We start from the raw sequence: 18,797 nt of genomic DNA, 5'->3' as shown, positions 1-18,797 counted from the left end.
ATCGCGCGCCTGGACCGTGAGGCCGAGACTACGGTGCCCGTATGAACGCCGCATGAAGAGTCGTTACGGGCGGGTTAAGCCCCGTCGATTCCCCTGCGGTCCACGCACGCCGGGCGTTACTGTAGCCCGTGAATGGGCAGTCGCCAATGGCGTGTCGGCTCCACGTACAGTGCGACCGGGTCACCCCTCGCACCCGACGCGAGGAACGATCACATGTCACATGCAGATATCCCCGGTGCCGGAGCCAAGTCCCTTCTCGTCTGCTCGACGGGCGGCCATCTCTCCGAGCTGGTGAGGCTCGAATCCCGGATGGGCGCCCACCCGGACAGCCTCTGGGTGACATTCGACACCCCGCAGAGCAGGCAGCTCCTCGAGGGGCGCCGCGTGCACCACCTGCCGTACATCGGTCCGCGCGACCTCAAGGAGACGGTGAAGGCCGCGCCTGCCCTCAGGCGCCTGGTGCGCGGCGAGCGGTTCGACGCCGCGATCAGCACGGGCGCCGCCGTCGCCGTCGCGGCGCTCCCGACCGCCGTCCTGTCGAAGGTGCCGAGCACCTACATCGAGAGCGTGTGCCGTCTGCGCGGACCGTCGGCGACGGGACGCCTGCTGCAGCGGGTGCCGGGGATGCACCTGCGGACGCAGCACGGCGGCTGGGCCGATGGACGATGGAAGTCCTGCGCGAGCATCCTCACCGATTTCCGGAGCGAGGTCTCGCCGGAGCCGCGACCCATACAGAGCGTCTTCATCACCCTGGGCACGATTCGCGGCTACCGCTTCGACTCGGTCGTCGACGCGTTCCTGGCAACGGGGCTGGCGAACGAGCACACGGTGTGGCAGCTGGGCGATACGAAACGAACGGATGCTCTGCCCGGCCGGGTCTTCGACTACATGTCGCCGAGCGAGTTCGCTCTCGCCGCTCGCGAAGCCGATGTGGTCGTGACCCACGCCGGTGTCGGCACGCTGCTCGAGATGCTCGGGTTGGGGATCTACCCCGTGCAGGCCGTGCGCCGCGCCTCGCGTGGGGAGCACATCGACGACCATCAGACGCAGATCGCCGATCTCGTCAACGCGACAGACATCGGCATCGCCGTCGAGGGGCCCGCGCTCAGCGTGGCGGCGCTCGAACACGCCGCGCAGAGGCGGATCATCGACGGTCTTCGCGTTCCGCGCCCGTCGGCGCTGGTCTGAGGATGACGGGAGATCCGGAGTCCGCCACCGTCGAGGGAAGCACACGAATGGGAAGTGAAATGCCACAACCACGCGACGTCTTCGCGGTCGGACGGGGACAGTACGAGAACATCGGCGACGGGCTCCTTCGACGCCCCCTGCTCGACTGGGCCCGCGCGGCAGGCCGGCTTCACGTATACGTGGGCAACTCGCCGGAGGGCTACGACGAGAGCCTGGGGGTCCGGCCCGAGGACGTCGTATACCGGTCGTTGTCGTCGTGGTACGCCGCCCTCCTCAAGGCCGCGGCGGCCGGCACGGCGGATTCGCTCTACAAACCCGGGGAGATCCAGCTGACGCTCGTCGGCATGAAGGAGCACATCGCGATGCTCCCGGCCGTCGCGCTCGTGCGACTGCGCGGCGGAAAGGTCGCCCGCATCGGGGCGGGGGCGCGAAACTTCGCTCCGCTCCCGAGGGCGCTCATGTGGCCGTCGAACGCCCTCAGCAGCATGACCCGGTGGCGCGACCAGGGAACGGCCGACTACCTCGGCTTCGGCCCGGCGATGCCGGATCTCGGTTACACCGACGGCATGGCGGATGACGAGCTGCTGGCATCCCTTGAGGGCGCCGGCCGCGAACGGGATCTGCTCGTCGTGTCGCTTCGGGAGGACGTGGAGGTGGCGCCCCGGCCATACCCCGGCGAGTCCTGGTTCGAGGGTGTCCGCGAGGCGGCCGCCCGGATGGGCCTGGACATCTGCGTCGTGACCCAGGTCTCGGTGGACGATGACCGCTCGCGGCGCCTCGCTGCCGAGCTCGAGGCCGAACTCGTCTCGTGGCCGGAGCCCGTCAACCACGCTCCGCAGGAGGAGGCCCTTCGGGCCGTGTATCGCCGCGCCCGCGTGGTCGCCAGCGATCGGCTCCACGTCATCATCGCCGGCCTGACCGAGGGCGCGGCCCCCGTGGGGCTGCTTCTCGACGACGACGACAAGATCGCCCGCCACTTCGCCACGATCGGCGTCGAGGGAGTCGCCTTCAATGCCATCGACCTCAGCGGCGAAGACATCGCGGAGAACATCGTGACGATCGCCGCGAAGCGGCCCGTCGCGATACGCGCCCTCATCGGCGCGCGGGCGCGCCTGCGTGAGGTGCGCGACGACCTCCTCGCGCTGCTGACGCGCAGCGACGCCCGCGATCTGGTGGGAGCATCCCGTGGGTGACCGGCCGACCGTCTACCACGTCGGCCGTGCGGGAGACATCCCCGGCGGCATGACGCAGGTCGTGAACGCGTATCTTGCGTGGCCCTTCGAGCAGGTCGCGGTCGAGGTCATCGAATCGCGCGGCGATCCCGGCGATCACGTGACCGCGCTGCGCCGCTTCACGCGTGCGCTCGGCCGGCTGCGGGCGATCAAGCGCCGCGGCGAGCGCGCGGTCATCGTGGTCCACCTCTCGGAGCGCGGCTCGTTCGTCCGCGAGGGCAGCCTCGCGAGGTACGCGGCCCGGCTCGGCCTACCCGTCATCGCCCACCTGCACGGCAGCGAGTTCGCCGTGCACGAGCGCGAGCACCCCAAGTCCGTCGGAGCGGTGCTCGGCGCGTGCGCCCGGGTGATCACGCTTTCGGAGGAATCGAGCGAGATCAGCGCCCGCCACGTCGGCGCCGACCGCGTATCGCTCGTCCCCAACGCGATCCCCGACGGCATCGGCGTCCAGAAGGAGCGCACGATCGTGTTCGGCGGCGTCGTCTCGCACCGCAAGGGCATCGACGTGCTGCAGGATGCCTGGCGCGAGGTCGGTCCCGAATTCCCCGGTTGGGCGCTCGTCATCGCGGGGCCGCTCCGCGACGAGCACCTCGTGGACAAGGACATCGCGGGCGCACGGTTCTTGGGGAGCGTCGGCCACAAAGACCTGATGGAGCTTCTGGAGCACGCATCCGTGGCGGTGCTCCCCTCACGCGACGAGGCCATGCCGATGTTCATCCTCGAGGCCATGGCGCGCCGGTCCTGCGTCATCTCGACGACGGTCGGCGGAATCCCGGCGGTGCTGGGCGAGGGGCACGGTGTGCTCGTCGCTCCGGGCGACGCCGCCGCCCTCGCGGCGGCCTTCCGCAGGGTGCTCGGCGACGCCGCCGAGCGCGCCGCGATCGCCGCGCGCGGTCACGACCGCTTCTTGCTGTCCTACTCGGCTCAAGCGGTCTTCCCCCGCGTCGAGAGCATCTGGCTCGAGGCTCTGGGGGAGATTCCCGAACGCGAGCGCGTCAGCGCAGCATCCGCCGCACGCGCTGACGCAGGCGTGTGAGGCGGTTTCCGCGCGATACGTTGTCGTAGCGACGGAGGAACGGCCGCATGCGGCGCAGGAAGTAGGCGAGCGATCCCCGTCGGCGTGCCTCGGCGAACGCCTCGTGGCTCTCCTCCGACATCCGCCGACGCAGCCGGATCAGCTCGACGCGCTGCGGGTCGATGCCCTCCAGCGATGCCGCAACTCGCTTGCGGGGCACGGAGAGCCCCGCCGCGACATCGTCGTGCAGGCGCACCGACAGCCCGATCCGGCGGTGCCGGAAATTGCCCCCCTGGGTGGCGGCGACCTGCTCGACGGTCAGCGGCACCGACCAGACGGCCGCCTCGTCGGCGAAGATCTCGTCGATGTCGGGATGCCTGCTCACGACGACGTTCGTGCCCCGCCACTCCTCCTTGTACTCCGGCAGCCAGCCGTCGCCGAAGGCGACGTCGGCGGTCTCGGCGAAGATGTCGTCGCAGAAGTTGCAGGCGTTCGCCTGAAACATCGCGTGACCCCAGTTGCCGCCCACGAGGTCGTGGGTGTGCGCGGTCTTCGTAGTGCCGTCCTTGGCCGTGGCCTGTACGTCGTAGTGGCTCGAGAGCCGGCCGGGCACCTTGATGCGGAAATCGACCGCCTCGAGGTCGTCGGGCTCGACGCCCGCCTGCCACGCGAGCGACTCGGCGAACGCCTGCGACTTGAGGTGGCCGCACACCAGCCCGAGGAAGTACTTCAGCTGCCCGCCGAACACCGCATCCTGCTCCGAGAGCAGGCGGGCCGCGCGAAGGAAGCACGGCACTCCGATGACGGCGTACCGCTTGCCGTTGCCTCGGACGGCCTGCAGGATGTCGGCCATCGTGGTCGCGGTGTACATCGACTTGCGCTCCGCGGCGAAGGCCTCGGGTGTGTCCGACGTCGTGTAGGAGAACATCGGACCCGACTCGGTGTGCGTGGGCGTGACGTGGATGACTGCATCCACCCTGTCCCGACGCAGCAGCTGCTCGGCCACCCAGCTCGTCAGCCCGCCGGAGCTGCTGCCCATCAGGCGGCTCTCGTCGTTGAGGCGCGCCGCCTTGAGCGTCGAGAAGTAGCCGACGCGCGGGTCGTGCCGCAGGCCGGCGAAGCGGTCGTTCGCGATCGCGTCCTCGTTGCGGGATTCGTCCGAGAACGGGCACACCCGGCTCGCTTCGCGCACCGCCGCGGGGGTTGCTCCGGTGAGGTCGGCCTCGTACGAGCGCCGGGTTCCGATCTGCACCCGCACCGCCCCGCCGGTGCGCGCCGCGCACGCCCCGCATCCCACGCACATGCCGCGCCCCACGACGTCTTCGATCGTGTGCATGGGCCCTCCCGGTTCCGGCGCGATGGCGCCGGAGGCGACCGGCCGACCATCGCGGGGGGTCATGGTCTGGTCGGTCATGCGCTCTCCGTCCGTCTGGCGGCAAGTCGCCGCTCGAATGCGTGGGGAAGGTTGAAGATGCCTCCGATAGGCCCGAGCACGCGGTACAGGGCGAGCGGGATCACCGTCGCGAGAAGGGTCAGGGCCACGGAGATCAGCAGGGCGGAGGTCAGCCCGACCGGCACGAGCGGCACGAGCACCGCGAGCAGCATCGCGTGCATCACGTAGACCGGAAGCGTCCGCGAGCCGACATAGAGGAAGGGACGGGCGAGCGGGCGCACCTTGGCCGCCATCGCCGCGATCACGAGGCAGGCAGCGACGCACAGCACCGACAGCGCGACGCGCGACGCGCCGCGGAACGGATCGTCGATGAGCGTGAATGCCAGGATGCCGGCCGGGATCGCGACGACCGCGACCACGAGCAGCACGACGTTCGCGCGAGCGGCGACGCCCTTCCAGAGATCCGACAGCCGGGCGCCGAGCAGGAAGAAGAAGAGGTACAGCGCGACCGATCGCCACACGCCGTTCCCGCCCGTCGGGATCAGGTCGGACGCCGCCAGCACGGCGACGACTCCCGAGATCGACAGCGGGATCCAGGCCGGCCAGCGGGCGGTCAGGCGCCCGATCACGAGGTAGACGATGAGGGCGTAGAGGAACCACAGCCCGTTGGTCGGCCACACCGGCGAGATGAGCAGCGCCGACCACGGGTGCGTGTCGCTCAGCGGCCACGGCACGACGCTGAACCACACGGCGCGCAGCAGCATCCAGGCGAAGTACATGTAGAGCAGCAGCGCGAGTCTCGACGCGAAGAGCCCGCCCCACGTCCGCCTGATCGCGGACGCCGCGAACACCCCCGAGATCAGGAAGAACAGGGGCATGCGGATGGCGGTGAGGTATAGGTTGAGCGAGTCGAGCCATCCGAGCTGCCAGCCACCGACATCCATCAGCTGCAGCGTGTGGGCGAAGACCACCAGGATCATCGCTCCGCCGCGTGCGACGTCGGCCCAGTCGAGCCGCGCGCCCGCCATCAGGGGACCTCCCCCGGGGTGTGGGCCTCGGGGCGCACCGCCCCGGCCGGCGCGGCCGCGGCACCCGTCCTCTTCTTCCTGCCGAAGGGATAGACGAAGAGCCACGTGATACGCGTCAGGTAGCGCGTGAGCACGATCGAGAGCACCACGACCAGCGCCACCAGGACGGCGATCAGCAGCAGGCCACGGCCCGGCAGGAGGTAATCGAGCTGCGGGAAGAGCGTGAGCGGTGCCACGAGCATCGCGATCACGAACACATGCACGAGGTAGATGTTGAGCGTGCGGACGCCGACGTACAGCACCCACTCCAGCACCGCCAGCCGCACGAGGTAGTAGGCGAGGGCGAACCCGGTCGCGATCGCGAGCAGTTGGCCGGCGAACGCGATGCCCGGAACGCGGTTCACGACGGGGAGCAGCGTCGCGAGCAGGCCGAAGCCGCAGAACCCGCCGACGAGGGCGATCGCCTTCCACGGCGTCACGGCATCGACGGCGCTGTACACCCTGCGGTGGAACATCGCGCCGATCGCGAAGAAGATCAGGTACTCCGTCATGCGGTTGATGCCGACGTTCCGCGAATCGAGGATGCCCGACGACGAGAGCACCGAGAGCACGGCGGCGAGCGCGAGCAGCACCCACGGCGGCGCCTTGCGGAACAGCCAGAGCACGAGCGTGAAGATGAACAGCGCGTAGATGAACCAGTACGAGCTGATCGGCCAGAACAGGATGCCCAGCAGCGCCAGGGGATCCTGCGCGGACTGCCCAGCTCCGTCCTCGCGCACGTTCGGTGCAACCAGATAGAAGACGTAGCGGATCACGGACCACAGGATGTAGAGGTAGAGGTACTGCCTCAGCCGGCGGCGCCACAGATCGGCGAACGACCAGTCGGCGACCCTCGTGTGGAACATCCCGGAGATCAGGAAGAATGCCGGCATCGGGAAGAGCTCGAGAACGAGCTTGATGCGTCCGATGCCCGCCGCGTCGAATTCGATCGAATTGAGAAACAGCGTGGTGTGGTAAGCCACGATCAGAATGATCGCGACGCCCTTGACGAAGTCGACCCACTCTCGCTTGCCGACATCCTGACGGATGAAGCCCCCCGGCCTCACGAATTCAGCCATCTCTTGCCCCAGTTCCTGATAGCGCGGTCGGTGACATCGCTTTCTGTGTCGGACCGCCGATACGGACGATGTTCCGCCCGGCGAGTTCTCGAGCGGATGCCGCCCCCCGACGGATCCGCTCGCTCGTGTCCGGGCCATCCAGGGCGGCGTCCGCCACCCGGACGATCTCGTCGGCCATGCCGGCGCGCGGAGTCACGCACAGCTCGGGCCAGCCGAAAAGTCTCATGAGTCCCTCGACCTTGCCCTGCGTCGCGAGGGTGATGGACGGGATGCCTTGGGACAGGGACATGACGGCGAGGTGCATGCGTCCCGTGACCGTCAGCGACGCGCCCTGGGCGAGCGCACGGATCGTCGAGGGCGCCAGCACCTCCTGCACGAAGGTGACGCCGTCCGCCCCGACCGCGTCGAAGACGGCGCGGCAGGCGGTGAGGTCATCGGCCGTGCTGCGGACGACGTGCGGAAGCAGCACGACATGCAGGCCGCGGGCGCGGAAGTGGCCGATGACGGCGACGTACTCGGGCACCTGGTCGAGCTTGCGCGCGATCAGTCCGCTGCAGTTCACCAGCACGTAGGGGCCGCTCACCGGAGCGAGCACGGCAGCGGCGGCCGCGGCATCCACTCGGTCGTCGGTGAAGACGATGTCGGCCGTCTCGATCGCGCCCTGGATGCCGGCATCCCGCACGCGGGCGGCCGATGCCGGATCGCGCAGGAGCAGGCGCGCGCCCGCCGCGCCCGCCCGCCGCAACGAGGCCCATGCGGGCCGGGGGGCGGCGCTGTTCCAGCTGAAGCCGAGCACGGTGGAGTCGAACCCCGCCTTCGCGGCGGCGGCGGCGAGGCTCGAGCGGCGCAGCGACGGCCGCAGGACGTACACGCCGTCCATGATGTCGGCGCCGACGATCGACACGGTCGCCGCACCGTCGACGGCGCAGGCCAGCCTGACGACGTCGTCGCGGTGGGCGGCGCCCTGGCCATAGAACAGATCGGCCAGGGGCAGGATCGTCGCCCGCGGGGCGAGGTCGACCGGAAGTGCGAAGTCATCGGCGCCGCGGGTGACGACGGTCACCGGCAGGTCGGCCGCGGCCAGGAATGCCTCGACCATCGCCTGGTCGCCGATGTTGCCCGCGCCCGGCGGCGCGATCAGCACGTGTCGCTCGTTGCCCGGAAGGCCCACGGATGCCGCGAAATCGCTGCGGAAGCGACGCGAAGTCCACCCCGTCCAGTCCACGACATCCCGCCGCAGACTGCGGAATCGCCGGGTGAGTCTGCGCAATCTCATCGTTCCTCCAGGGGAGTCTCGGGGTCATCGAGTGTTTCGGCTCGGGGTGCGTCGGCGGCAGCGCTCCGCCGGAAGAAGCGTCGTGCGGAGAGCATCCCCATCACGTCCCTGCGGAAAGGAGGGAAGACGAGCGCCGCCAGACCCAGGGCGGCGACGAGCGCGGCGAGCCCGAGCAGGATGCGGACGAGCGTCTGCTCCTCGGGGATCGCGAAGGTCGCGGCGAACGACGCGGCGGCCGCGAAGCCGTACACCACGAGGATGCGGAGGCCGTTGAGGAAGAGCCGCATCACGGGTGCCGTCGAGTATCTGGCGATCCACAGGCAGCCGACGGGCCACATCAGGGCGGCCCCGACCGCATAGGCGATCGCCACCCCGTTCACGCCCCAGAGCGAGCCCACGATGATCAGGCCGATGACGAGCGGGCGGGTGGCGAGCGTGTACCAGAGGTACGGCGTCGTGAGCCCCTGCGAGAGGAAGACCCAATAGGTCGAGTAGGCGGCCGCCTGGAAGAAGCCCGCGACGGCGAGGATCTGGAAGATCGGCACCGACGGACCCCACTGGGGACCGAGCGAGATCGCGATGACCGCGGGCGCCTGAGCGACGGAGAGGGCCAGAACGAAGCTGACGAGGTTCAGCATGATGGTCTGACCGAAGGCGATGAACTCCGCGTAGCGGGCGGGCTGCTCCCCGAGGCGCGAGAGCGTCGGGAGCGCCACCCGGGTCGAGGGCGCGTTGATCTGGTTGAGCGGCAGCAGCATCAGCTGGAACGCCCGGTTGTAGAAGCCGAGGCTCTGCGCCCCGAACATCCGCCCGATGACGAGCGAGTCGACGTTGCGGCTCGCGTAGTTCAGAACCTGTGCCCCGACGAGGCCGCCGCCGAAGGTCAGCAGCGGCTTCATCTGCTCGCCGCGCTTCGGGAGGCCCGGCCACCATCCGCCGATGAACGGCAGGACGAGCACCTGGAGCAGTGCCTGCAGCACCTGCTGCGCCACGAGCGCCCAGTATCCCCAGCCCCACAGCGCCAGGACCAGGGCGACACCGAGCGCGACGACCTGGGCGAAGATCTCCAGGCCGGCGAGCCGCCCGAACCTGAATCTGCGGTTGAGGTCCGCCCGGTACTGCGTCGCGATGCCGTTGAAGAGGAACGTCGAAGACAGCACGAGCGTGATGGCGATCAGACGGTCATCGTCGTAGAAGTTCGCGATCGGCACGGCGAGCACGGCGACCACGAGCGTGAGCGCGGCGCCGATGCCGACGTTGATCCAGAACAGGTTCCCCCGCTGGCCGGCCGACAGGGTCTTCGCCTGGATCGCGGCGCTGGACAGGCCGAAGTCGCGCAGGATCTCGCCGACGCCGATGATGGCGATCACCATCGTCGTGACGCCGTAGTCCACCGGCGAGAGCAGCCGGGCGAGCAGCACGATCCCGGCCAGCTGGACGGTGATGCGGATGATCTGCCCCGAGAAGGTCACGGCGGCGCCGCGGGTCGCGACCGCGCCGAGGCCCTTCTTGCTCTGCGTCGTCGTCATGCGGTCGCCGGCGAGAGCACGGACGCCGGCGCGGACGTGCCGGCGTGCAGGGAGAGGATGACAAGGAACCCGATGATGATGTGCATGTTGCGCACACCATCGAGCGAGTTGAAGCCGGAGATCGCGACGCTGTACGCGACGAGGGCGAGGATGACGCCGAGGTCGTTGTGAGACCACGCGCTCCAGACGAGGGAGCCCAGGAGGAGCACGAACAGCAGCAGCCCAGGCAAGCCGATGCTGACGAGCAGCTGCAGCATCGAGTTCTCGATGATGATCGTGTCGAAGAGCCGGCCGGTCTCCCCCGACGTGCCCGGACCTGTGCCCAGCCAGCCGGAGTAGGCGGCGGCATCCAGGGCGACCGTGACGGCCCGCTCGCGAACGCCGGCCGACAGCTGCGACTCGATCGATTCCGCCCGTTCCATGAGCGGGCCGAAGTTGAGCACGGCGATGCCGCCGATCACCGTCATCGCGAGCAGCTGCAGCCACCGGGAGATGTTCTGCCAGCCGATGAACACGGGACTCACCAGGAGCGCGAAGCCGACCATCACGCCGATGGCGACGATCGATCCGCGCGAGACCGTGGCGACGACGCCGGCGGTGGAGAGGAGGCCGCAGACGAGCGCCCACCTCTTCCCCGACGTGAGCCAGCGACCGATGCCCATCGCCGCGGGGATGCAGAGGAACGCCGCGGCGAAGAGCGGGTGCGTGAACGCCGCGCGCGCCCGGTAGACCGAGAAGCCGAACTCCTGGGTGACGCCCAGCGCCGCCGAGATCGACCCATAGATCGGCGACCCGCCGAGCAGCATCTCGAGCACGGTGTAGGCACCGACGAGCGCACCGAGCACGAGGAAGGCGGTCGAAAGCAGTCGCGCCTCGGCCCGGGCGTCGAAGACCAGGATGGGCAGGAGCGCGCCGGCGAGAAAGCTCATCGTCCAGCCGAGCGAGGTCTCGGTGCCCCCTGTGGTGACGACGCTGACCACAAGCCAGATCGCGAGGAGACCAGCCGTCGCGTAGACGGCGAACCGCGGTCCCATGCGCGCCGTCTCCGGCGGATCCCCCACGTCGCCCGGAGGCCGCTGGCCGAGCACGACACGGCGGAGGACCCAGATGCCCAGGAGGATCGCGAGGGGCGGAAGCGCATTGAACGGGCCGTCGTTCGGGATCAGCCGCGTCGGGAAGAGTGCCAGCACGCCGAGCGTGATCGTGGGAATCCAGTGCACCGGCACGAGGAAGACGGCCACGGCCCCCGCGGCGATGGCGGGCAGCGCCAGCGCCGCCCCGATCGAGGGGTCGATGACCCGGAGCAGCACGGCGGTGACCGCGGCGACGCCGATCGCGCCCAGCACGAGCAGCAGCGTGATGCGCCGCGCGTCGCGCCCGGACCGCAGGGCGACCAGGTGTCCGCGCGCCCTCATCCGCAGTCGGCCCCGTCGGCGCCGCGCGTGGACCTGCACAGAACGCTCCCCATGTCAGCGACGCTAGCCGCCGAACGTGAAGGCCCTGTTTCGGGACGATTAATCCTGGGGGCGGCGCCGCGCCCCGGCTCCCGATGCTCCCATGGCGGCGGAAATCACCCGAATCCCGCGGGATTGCGTCTGTGTAAATTCTCGATGAACCGGCCGCGGGAGGCGGCGGCGCGCGCCTATCCTCGCCTGCATGACCGAGCACTCAGCACCGCCGCGAGCTGCGGCGGTACCGCGGCGGGACGTCACGCTCGACGTGCTGCGCGTCGTCGGAATCGCCGCGGTGGTCGTGGCGCACGTCTGGTTCCGCGAGGAATGGGCGCATGCGTTCATCTTCAGCTGGAACATGCCGCTGTTCTTCTTTCTCACCGGATACCTGTGGAAAGACCGTCCCTTTCCGGTCATGCTCCGCCGCCGGGCGGAGATGCTGCTGCTGCCGTACGCGTTCTGGCTCGTCGTGTGGAGCGCCGTCTTCGTGGGCGTGACCGGCGACCTGACCGTCAGGTTCGTCGTCGGCCAGCTGCTCGGCGGCCGCTACATGTACGGCAAGCCGTTCTGGGCCTTCTGGTTCTCGACCGCGCTGTTCGTGCTCGTGATCGCGTACTGGCTCATCCGCCGGCTCCCGTTCTGGGCCCAGTGGGCGATCGCACTGGCGCTTCTGGTGCCGGCCTACGTCGCCCCGGACCTCGTGCGGATGGCACCGTGGGCCGCGGCGACCGGCGTGTGCTGCCTGGTGTTCCTCATGGCCGGCCGCACCGTGCGCCGCTACGAGGGAAAACTCGGCGCGCTCGCGCGCCCGCTCATCGGGGCGGCAATGGCGATCGTGTCGTTCACCGCCTTCGCGACGGGCCTCGTCCACCCCGTCGACCTCAAGCTCGTGGACTTCGGCAGTCCCGTCCTAGGAGTGCTCCTGGCGATCGCGATCGTCACGGGGCTGGCATGGATGCTGCGCGCCGTCGTCGATGCGACCCGCTTGCACTCGGCGCCTGCGCTGAGCCTCTTGGCGGAATCCACGTTCATGGTCACCCTGACGCATGCCGGCATCCTGTGGGCTCTCGACCCGCTGGCCCTCCCGCCGATCCTCCAGTTCGCCTTGGCGCTGTTCGTGCCGTGGGGCGCGGCTCTGGTCGTGCGGCACACGCGCGCCTCCCCGCTGCTCACCGGAATGCCCCGCCGAGCGTCCTCCCGAGCTGTCCCCGCGCGGGTGCACGCGAGCAGCAGCGGCCGGCCATGACCATCGTCGCGGAGGGCCCGAGCAGACTGGGTTGGGCGGATTTCGCCCGCGGCGCGGCGATCCTGTGCGTGGTCTACTTCCACGCCAGCCTGTTTCTCGGCGTCGTCGGCATCGACCACACGCTGGGCCGAGCGAAGCTCGCGTTCGAGCTCTTCCCGCTCCCCGCGTTCTTCCTGATCGCGGGCGTCTTCGGGGCACGCGGCATTCTGGACGGCTCCTTTCGCGAGCTCGCCGCCAAGCGACTCATCCCCCTCGCCTACATCTATGCCCTGTGGTCGCTGCTGCGCTTCGCGATGTTCGCGCTGTTCCCCGCGCTTCCCTCGCGTGACACCGACATCCCACCCGGCGATCCCCTGTCGCTCGTGATGCTGCCGGTGCTGCCTGCCAGCCTGTACTGGTTCCTCTATGCGCTCGCCCTGTTCACGCTCGTCGTGTGGGCGCTCCGCCGCGTTCCCCGCTGGGTTCTCGTGGCCGGTTCGGCGGTGCTTTCGACCCTCTTCACCGCGGGCATCGTCAATACGCACACGATCGCCTGGAACCGCATCGGCGCGCTGCTCTTCTTCTTCGCCATCGGAGTGTGCTTCAGCCGCGAGATCGTCGCCGCGATGCGCGTCTCGCGGCCGCGCCACCTCGCGATCGCGCTGGTCGCGTACGCGGGCATCGTCGTGCTGCTGTTCATGTTCCGCGGAGCGGGCCGCGTGCCGTTCGTCGTGCTCGTGGGGCAGTGCATCGGGGTCGCCGCGCTGCTGATGGCATCGAAGCAGCTGGCGCGCGTGCCCGCGCTCGGTTTCGTCTCGCATTCGGGCAGGCAGTCGCTGCCGATCTACCTCGTGCACATCCTCGTCATCCCGCCGATCGTGCTGGTGCTCGGAGCCCTCGGCGCGCACGGGCCTGCCGCCATGAACATCGCGATCGCCATCGCGGTCACCGCGTTCGCCGTGGTCGCCGGCTTCGGGCTGGCCGCGCTCGCCACGCGGGCGCCGTGGCTGCTCGCCCCGACCCTGCGCGTTCCCGCCAAGGCGCCCGCACGCTAGGCTCGCGTGTCGCCTTCGCCCACGGGGCCGCGGGCATACCCCCTGACCAATTCCGGTAACGCAACTCTGGTAGTAAGGGATAACGCCCGGGTCGCGACGTGAGGAGCAGTATGCGTCTGTCAGTAATCGGTTGTGGGTACCTCGGTGCCGTTCATGCCGCAGCCATGGCCTCCATCGGGCACGACGTCGTCGGCATCGACGTCGACGAGCGGAAGGTCGCTCAACTCGCCGCAGGCAAGGCGCCCTTCTTCGAACCGGGCCTCGAGGAGCTGCTCGTCGAGGGTGTCCAGTCGGGCCGGCTGCGGTTCACGACCGACACGTCCGCGGCGTTCGGAGCGAGCGTGCACTTCATCGGCGTCGGCACGCCACAGCAGAAGGGCGGCTACGCCGCTGACCTGACGTACGTCGACGCCGCCGTCGACGGCCTGCTGCCGTACCTCTCCCCGGGCGACATCGTGGCGGGCAAGTCGACGGTCCCGGTGGGGACCGCCGCGACCCTGGCGCCCCGCATCGGCGCCAAGGGCGCGACCCTGGTCTGGAATCCGGAGTTCCTCCGCGAGGGCTGGGCCGTGAAGGACACGATCGACCCCGACCGCCTCGTCGCGGGCGTTCCGGAGGGCGACGACGGCGTCCGCGCCGCGGATGTGCTGCGCGAGGTCTACCACCCCGCCGTCGCGAAGCAGACCCCCTTCATCGTCACCGACTACGCGACGGCCGAGCTGGTCAAGGTCGCAGCCAATGCCTTCCTCGCCACGAAGATCTCGTTCATCAACGCGATGGCCGAGATCGCGGAGGTGACGGGAGCAGACGTCACCCAGCTGGCCGACGCGATCGGGCACGATGCACGCATCGGGCGCCGCTTCCTGGGCGCCGGCATCGGCTTCGGCGGCGGTTGCCTGCCGAAGGACATCCGGGCGTTCTCCGCGCGGGCGGAGGAACTCGGCCGCGGCGAGTCCGTCGCCTTCCTGCGCGAGATGGATGCCATCAACCTGCGCCGCCGGGACCGCGCGGTCGAGCTCGTCGTGCAGGCCCTCGGCGGCTCGGTATTCGAGAAGAACGTCACCGTGCTCGGCGCGGCGTTCAAGCCGCACTCCGACGACATCCGCGACTCGCCTGCGCTCGATGTGGCGGTGCGCCTGTACGGCCTCGGCGCGGCGGTGACGATCACCGACCCCGCCGCGATCGAGAACGCCCGCCGCATCCATCCCCAGCTGACGTACGTCGAGGACCGCGACGAGGCGCTGCGGGGGGCGGATGCCGTGATCGTCGTCACCGAATGGGACGAGTACCGGCGCCAGCTGAGCCCCGAGGCGGCGGGCGCGCTCGTGAGCGGGCGCGTCGTGGTGGACGGCCGCAATTGCCTCGACGCCGCCGCGTGGCGCCGGGCCGGGTGGACGTACTACGGAATGGGCCGCCCGTGACGTCACCTGCCACGGGCTGACAGCCCTTTACTGGGCATCGACTTTACTGGGCATCGGATTTACTGGGCATCGACCCCGCATCCACATGGGGGATACCCGCCGGAAACGCAGTCATCCTAGGCTGGTGGTCGCTATGAAGGTCATCTCGTACAACCTCCGCAAACATCGAGCGGCCACCGAGCTCGTGGGGCTCGCCGAACGCCATGCACCCGACATCCTGTGCCTGCAGGAATGCGACACCAAGGACCTTCCCGACGAGATCGCCGGGCTGCGCCTCGCCGAGGCGACGCAGGGCAACCGGCTCGGGCTGGCGCTGTACTACCGCGAGAATCAGTACCGCGCCAATGAGGTGCGTGCGATCGCCCTGAAGAAGTCGCTGCACGACCGCGTGCTCAAGCCCGCCCACGAGCGCATGCTCGGCGTGCGACTGCACGACATCGACGAGAACCGTGAGCTCATCGTCGCCTCGTTCCACGCCGCGCCCCTCACGGCGCTCAACTCGCTGCGCCGCCACCAGATCCGGGCGGCGCTCTCCGAGCTGCAGCAGCTCGGCCCCGGCCTGCCCGCCCTCATGGTGGGCGACTACAACTATCCCGTCTTCAAGGAGCACCTCGGCCAGAAGGTGCGCGACCAGGGCTACGAGCTGACCCTCAGCGATGCGCGCACGTACACGCGCTACAAGTTCTTCCGGGGGCACTACGACTTCGCGACGTCCGTCGGGTTCGACATCGCTCGAGTGACGACACTCCCGCAGGGCCGGTCCGATCACCTGCCGATCCTGATCGACGCAGAGCTATCCCCCGCGCGTCGCGTGGGCCTGAGCCGATCTCCCCTGCATCCCGTCAGCGCCGAGAGCGCGTGACGCACGCGATCGTCACCCCGGGTCAGTCCGCCAGCCGCCGCGCCCGGGTCTGCTCCGCGCGGGTCGCCAGCTCCGCGTCCGCCGGGTAGCCGACCTCGGTCAGCGTCAGGCCGCGCGCGGCGAGCACCGTGAACTCGCTCGTCCGCTCGCCGGCGTCGCGCAGCGCCGCGAGGTCCTCGACATCCAGCCGCCCCTGTCCCACCGCGACGCATCCGCCGACGAGCGCCCGCACCATGCTGTGGCAGAACGCATCCGCGCAGACGCTCGCGATCAGCACGCCCTCGGTGTCGCGGTGCCACCCGAAATCGAGCAGTGTGCGGATCGTCGTAGCCTCGTCGCGGGGCTTGCAGTAGGCGGCGAAGTCGTGCAGTCCCCGCAGCGACCGCGCCCCGGCATCCATCAGCTCGACATCGAGCGCGGCGCGCACGGTCGTCGTCCGGTGCCGCTCGAGCGGGTCATAGCCGCTCACGGCATCGGCCACGCGGTACTCGTACCGGCGCCACACCGCCGAGAAGCGCGCGTCGAAACCCTCAGGCGCGAGTCGCGTCGCCGTGACCGCGACATCCGAGTACGCGCCGAGCACACCGCGTAAGCGGAGCGCAAGCCCCGCGATGGGGTCGGATGCCGCGTCCCCGCGCCGCGTCGCCGCGAGGCGGCCGAACTGAGCATCGTCGAGGTCGGCATGGGCGACCTGCCCGCGTGCGTGAACCCCGGCATCCGTCCGTCCGGCGACCGTCAGCGCGACGCGCGATCCGACGATGCGGGCGAGGCCGTCCTCGAGGGTGCCCTGCACGGTGCGCAGCCCCGGCTGCCGGGCCCATCCGCGGAAGTGCGTCCCGTCGTAGGCGATGTCGAGCCGGATCCGCACAGGCCCAGCCTACCGAGCGCGTCAGCCGAGCACCTCGACGGGCACCTCGACGGGCACGCTCACGATGCATCGGATGCCGCCGACCGCTCGTACACTGGTACGGCGTCCGACGCGGCATCCCCCTCCTCCGCCTTCACCGGCCCGCGTTTTCACGGGCGCCGTCTCCCATGACCCACCTCGCCGCAACCACCCAGCCCCAGACCCGCTACGCGGGTCTGGACGGCATGCGCGCAATCGCCGTCGCCGTCGTCGTTGCCTACCACCTGTTCCCCGGCTGGTGGTTCGCGAGCGGCTTCCTCGGCGTCGATGTCTTCTTCGTGATCAGCGGGTTCCTGATCACCTCGCTCCTGATGCGCCCCGAGGCCGCGCTGGGCACGGGTCCGGGGCTCGCCGACTTCTGGCGACGCCGCGCACGCCGGCTCCTCCCGGCCCTCGGCCTGCTGCTGGCCGTGTGCTGCACGGTCGCGTGGCTCATCGGCGGTGATGTGCTCGTGGATCTCGGGCGGCAGGTCGTCGGTGCGCTGACGTTCAGCTACAACTGGGTGTCGATGGCCGTCGGTGCGGACTACTTCAGCGCGACAGCGCCCGAGCTGTTCCGCAATCTGTGGTCGCTCGCGGTCGAGGAGCAGTTCTACGTGCTCTGGCCGCTCGCGCTGCCGCTCGTGCTCGTGATCCGTGCGGTGTGGGTGCGCGTGCTCGTGGCGCTCGCGGCCGCGGCCGGATCGGCCGCCCTGATGGCCGCCGTGGTGGGTGGCGGCGGCGACCTCACGCGCGCGTACTTCGGAACCGACACCCATGCCTTCGGCATCCTGATCGGCGTCGCGCTCGCCTTCATGGTGGCCAGGATGCCGCGCCGGGCCTGGATGACGAAGCATGCCGTGCGGCGTCTGATCGTCGTCGTCGGGGCCGCAGCCCTCCTCGGGCTGCTCGTCGTGGCGTGCCTCACTCCGGCCGATGCGACGGCCACCTTCCCCGGCGCCCTGCTGGCCGCGAGCCTGCTCTCGGCGCTCGCCATCTTCTGCGGCGTGTGGCCCGGGTCGTGGTTCGGACGCGCCCTCGACAACCCCCTGCTCAAGTGGGTCGGCGATCGCTCGTACGGCATCTACCTGTGGCACTGGCCACTCCTCGTGCTTCTCATGGCGGGCCTGGAGGGAAGCGGTCCCGAGGCGGGCGTACCGCTCGGCGTCTCGCTCGCGGCGCTCGCCCTGACCTTCATCGCGGCGACCCTCTCGTATCGGATCGTCGAAATGCCCTTCCGCCGTCGCGGGTTCCGCGCCATCGCGGGTGCCGTCGGCCGGGGACTGGCGGGCACACCGCGCAGTCGCCTGGCCGCGCTCGCGCTCGTCGCGATCGCGGCGCTCGGGGTGGGCGGAACGACGGCGGCCATCGCGGCGGCGCCGGCCGAGACATCCGCCGAGTCCTCCATCGCTGCCGGGCAGGCCGCGCTCGAGGCCGCAGAATCGCCCGCGGCCCCTGCCCCTCCGCCTGTGCCCCTCGCGGCTTCGCCTTCCGCCGCCGGTGCTCCGTCCGCGTCGCCGACGCCGGTCACGGGGGCGGAGATCAGTGCAGTCGGTGACTCCGTGATGCTGGCCGCCACCCCCGCACTGATGCAGAGATTCCCGGGCATAGCAATCGACGCGGCGGTCTCGCGGTCGATCTGGGCCGGGCCCGACATCATCCGCGGGCTCGCCGACAGCGGGCAGCTGCGCCCCTACGTCGTCGTCGCCCTGGGCACCAACGGACCGGTGAACGCCGAATCCCTCGAAGAGATGGCGCGCATCGTCGGCCCCGACCGCCACCTCGTGCTCGTGAACGCGCATGCCCCGCGCGATTGGATCGCCGGCGTCAACGCCGATCTGCTCGCCTTTGCAACGACGCATCAGGGCGTCGCGGTCGCGGATTGGGCGACCGCGATCGCCGGGCACGAAGATCTGCTGGCCGGCGATCGCATCCACCCCACTCAGGGTGGTGGGGATGTCTTCGCCCAGGCGATCGATACGACCGTGCAGAGGATCGAGTACGAGCGTGCCGAGCACGCGCGCGCACGCGAGGTCTTCGCCCTGGGGGTCGCGGAGAAGCTCCGAGGCACGACATCGCCGTAGCCGGGCGCGGGGCGCGCGGCATGGGCGTCGTGGA

At 70.1% G+C, this 18,797-nt stretch carries 15 protein-coding genes; 8 read left to right on the top strand and 7 right to left on the bottom strand.

Annotation, left to right across the window (positions count from 1 at the left end; genetic code table 11):
- Window positions 1-213: 213 nt before the first annotated feature.
- Genes VNT50_RS09135 through VNT50_RS09125 form a run of 3 tightly spaced genes read left to right on the top strand, consistent with a single transcriptional unit; the run spans window position 214 to window position 3,456 of the window.
- Entirely contained in the window at window positions 214-1,188 is a 975-nt protein-coding gene (locus tag VNT50_RS09135) for a glycosyltransferase (protein ID WP_325484801.1), read from the top strand.
- Window positions 1,189-1,247: 59 nt separating this feature from the next.
- A complete protein-coding gene (locus VNT50_RS09130) occupies window positions 1,248-2,381 on the top strand; it encodes a hypothetical protein (RefSeq protein ID WP_325484800.1) in 1,134 nt (377 codons plus the stop codon).
- Window positions 2,374-3,456, top strand: coding sequence for a glycosyltransferase family 4 protein (locus VNT50_RS09125; protein WP_325484799.1), 1,083 nt, complete (start codon window positions 2,374-2,376; stop codon window positions 3,454-3,456). Before VNT50_RS09130 ends, VNT50_RS09125 begins: the two co-directional genes overlap by 8 nt.
- Here VNT50_RS09125 and VNT50_RS09120 read toward each other — a convergent pair.
- From VNT50_RS09120 to VNT50_RS09095, 6 genes are read right to left on the bottom strand one after another with little or no spacing between them, the layout of a single operon-like run.
- Window positions 3,416-4,849 carry a Coenzyme F420 hydrogenase/dehydrogenase, beta subunit C-terminal domain gene (locus tag VNT50_RS09120; RefSeq protein WP_325484798.1) on the bottom strand — a complete coding sequence of 478 codons (1,434 nt, stop codon included), beginning with the start codon at window positions 4,847-4,849 and terminating at the stop codon, window positions 3,416-3,418. The two genes, VNT50_RS09125 and VNT50_RS09120, sit on opposite strands and share 41 nt — an antisense overlap.
- Window positions 4,846-5,856 carry an acyltransferase family protein gene (locus tag VNT50_RS09115; RefSeq protein ID WP_325484797.1) on the bottom strand — a complete coding sequence of 337 codons (1,011 nt, stop codon included), beginning with the start codon at window positions 5,854-5,856 and terminating at the stop codon, window positions 4,846-4,848. Before VNT50_RS09115 ends, VNT50_RS09120 begins: the two co-directional genes overlap by 4 nt.
- Window positions 5,856-6,974: an acyltransferase family protein gene (locus VNT50_RS09110; RefSeq protein ID WP_325484796.1), complete on the bottom strand. Its 1,119-nt coding sequence runs from the start codon at window positions 6,972-6,974 to the stop codon at window positions 5,856-5,858. The genes VNT50_RS09115 and VNT50_RS09110 overlap by 1 nt, the downstream gene beginning before the upstream one ends.
- The gene (locus VNT50_RS09105; protein ID WP_325484795.1) at window positions 6,967-8,244 is read right to left on the bottom strand and encodes a polysaccharide pyruvyl transferase family protein; all 1,278 of its coding nucleotides are present in this window, start codon (window positions 8,242-8,244) and stop codon (window positions 6,967-6,969) included. The genes VNT50_RS09110 and VNT50_RS09105 overlap by 8 nt, the downstream gene beginning before the upstream one ends.
- Window positions 8,245-8,246: 2 nt before the next feature.
- Window positions 8,247-9,779, bottom strand: a complete 1,533-nt coding sequence (locus VNT50_RS09100; protein ID WP_325484794.1) for a lipopolysaccharide biosynthesis protein — start codon at window positions 9,777-9,779, stop codon at window positions 8,247-8,249.
- On the bottom strand, window positions 9,776-11,194 hold the full coding sequence (locus VNT50_RS09095; RefSeq protein WP_325484793.1) for an O-antigen ligase family protein: 1,419 nt from the start codon (window positions 11,192-11,194) through the stop codon (window positions 9,776-9,778). Before VNT50_RS09095 ends, VNT50_RS09100 begins: the two co-directional genes overlap by 4 nt.
- A 241-nt stretch (window positions 11,195-11,435) precedes the next feature.
- Here VNT50_RS09095 and VNT50_RS09090 point away from each other — a divergent pair, with 241 nt between their 5' ends.
- From VNT50_RS09090 to VNT50_RS09075, 4 genes are all read left to right on the top strand, one after another.
- Complete coding sequence (locus VNT50_RS09090) at window positions 11,436-12,476, top strand: acyltransferase family protein (protein ID WP_325484792.1); 1,041 nt, start codon at window positions 11,436-11,438, stop codon at window positions 12,474-12,476.
- Entirely contained in the window at window positions 12,473-13,510 is a 1,038-nt protein-coding gene (locus tag VNT50_RS09085) for an acyltransferase family protein (protein ID WP_325484791.1), read from the top strand. Before VNT50_RS09090 ends, VNT50_RS09085 begins: the two co-directional genes overlap by 4 nt.
- Window positions 13,511-13,620: 110 nt before the next feature.
- Window positions 13,621-14,931, top strand: a complete 1,311-nt coding sequence (locus tag VNT50_RS09080) for a UDP-glucose dehydrogenase family protein (protein WP_325484790.1) — start codon at window positions 13,621-13,623, stop codon at window positions 14,929-14,931.
- Between the two features lie 133 nt (window positions 14,932-15,064).
- Window positions 15,065-15,793, top strand: a complete 729-nt coding sequence (locus VNT50_RS09075; protein ID WP_325484789.1) for an endonuclease/exonuclease/phosphatase family protein — start codon at window positions 15,065-15,067, stop codon at window positions 15,791-15,793.
- Window positions 15,794-15,815: 22 nt separating this feature from the next.
- On the opposite strand, the gene VNT50_RS09070 is transcribed toward VNT50_RS09075, so the two are convergent.
- On the bottom strand, window positions 15,816-16,661 hold the full coding sequence (locus tag VNT50_RS09070) for a tRNA pseudouridine synthase A (RefSeq protein ID WP_325484788.1): 846 nt from the start codon (window positions 16,659-16,661) through the stop codon (window positions 15,816-15,818).
- Window positions 16,662-16,828: 167 nt separating this feature from the next.
- On the opposite strand from VNT50_RS09070, the gene VNT50_RS09065 reads away from it, so the two are divergent.
- Window positions 16,829-18,763: an acyltransferase family protein gene (locus VNT50_RS09065; RefSeq protein ID WP_325484787.1), complete on the top strand. Its 1,935-nt coding sequence runs from the start codon at window positions 16,829-16,831 to the stop codon at window positions 18,761-18,763.
- Window positions 18,764-18,797 lie beyond the last annotated feature (34 nt).

The organism is Microbacterium sp., from assembly GCF_035554235.1.
Classification (GTDB): domain Bacteria; phylum Actinomycetota; class Actinomycetes; order Actinomycetales; family Microbacteriaceae; genus Microbacterium.
Note: the sequence above shows the minus strand (reverse complement) of the source record. Positions and strands in the feature narration are given on the sequence as shown.

Excerpts from the sequence above, each read along its gene's own strand:
- VNT50_RS09135 (WP_325484801.1), top strand. The coding sequence starts at position 214 with ATGTCACATGCAGATATCCCCGGTGCCGGAGCCAAGTCCCTTCTCGTC.
- VNT50_RS09130 (WP_325484800.1), top strand. The coding sequence starts at position 1,248 with ATGCCACAACCACGCGACGTCTTCGCGGTCGGACGGGGACAGTACGAG.
- VNT50_RS09120 (WP_325484798.1), bottom strand. The coding sequence starts at position 4,849 with ATGACCGACCAGACCATGACCCCCCGCGATGGTCGGCCGGTCGCCTCC.
- VNT50_RS09115 (WP_325484797.1), bottom strand. The coding sequence starts at position 5,856 with ATGGCGGGCGCGCGGCTCGACTGGGCCGACGTCGCACGCGGCGGAGCG.
- VNT50_RS09110 (WP_325484796.1), bottom strand. The coding sequence starts at position 6,974 with ATGGCTGAATTCGTGAGGCCGGGGGGCTTCATCCGTCAGGATGTCGGC.
- VNT50_RS09100 (WP_325484794.1), bottom strand. The coding sequence starts at position 9,779 with ATGACGACGACGCAGAGCAAGAAGGGCCTCGGCGCGGTCGCGACCCGC.
- VNT50_RS09095 (WP_325484793.1), bottom strand. The coding sequence starts at position 11,194 with ATGAGGGCGCGCGGACACCTGGTCGCCCTGCGGTCCGGGCGCGACGCG.
- VNT50_RS09090 (WP_325484792.1), top strand. The coding sequence starts at position 11,436 with ATGACCGAGCACTCAGCACCGCCGCGAGCTGCGGCGGTACCGCGGCGG.
- VNT50_RS09085 (WP_325484791.1), top strand. The coding sequence starts at position 12,473 with ATGACCATCGTCGCGGAGGGCCCGAGCAGACTGGGTTGGGCGGATTTC.
- VNT50_RS09080 (WP_325484790.1), top strand. The coding sequence starts at position 13,621 with ATGCGTCTGTCAGTAATCGGTTGTGGGTACCTCGGTGCCGTTCATGCC.
- VNT50_RS09075 (WP_325484789.1), top strand. The coding sequence starts at position 15,065 with ATGAAGGTCATCTCGTACAACCTCCGCAAACATCGAGCGGCCACCGAG.
- VNT50_RS09065 (WP_325484787.1), top strand. The coding sequence starts at position 16,829 with ATGACCCACCTCGCCGCAACCACCCAGCCCCAGACCCGCTACGCGGGT.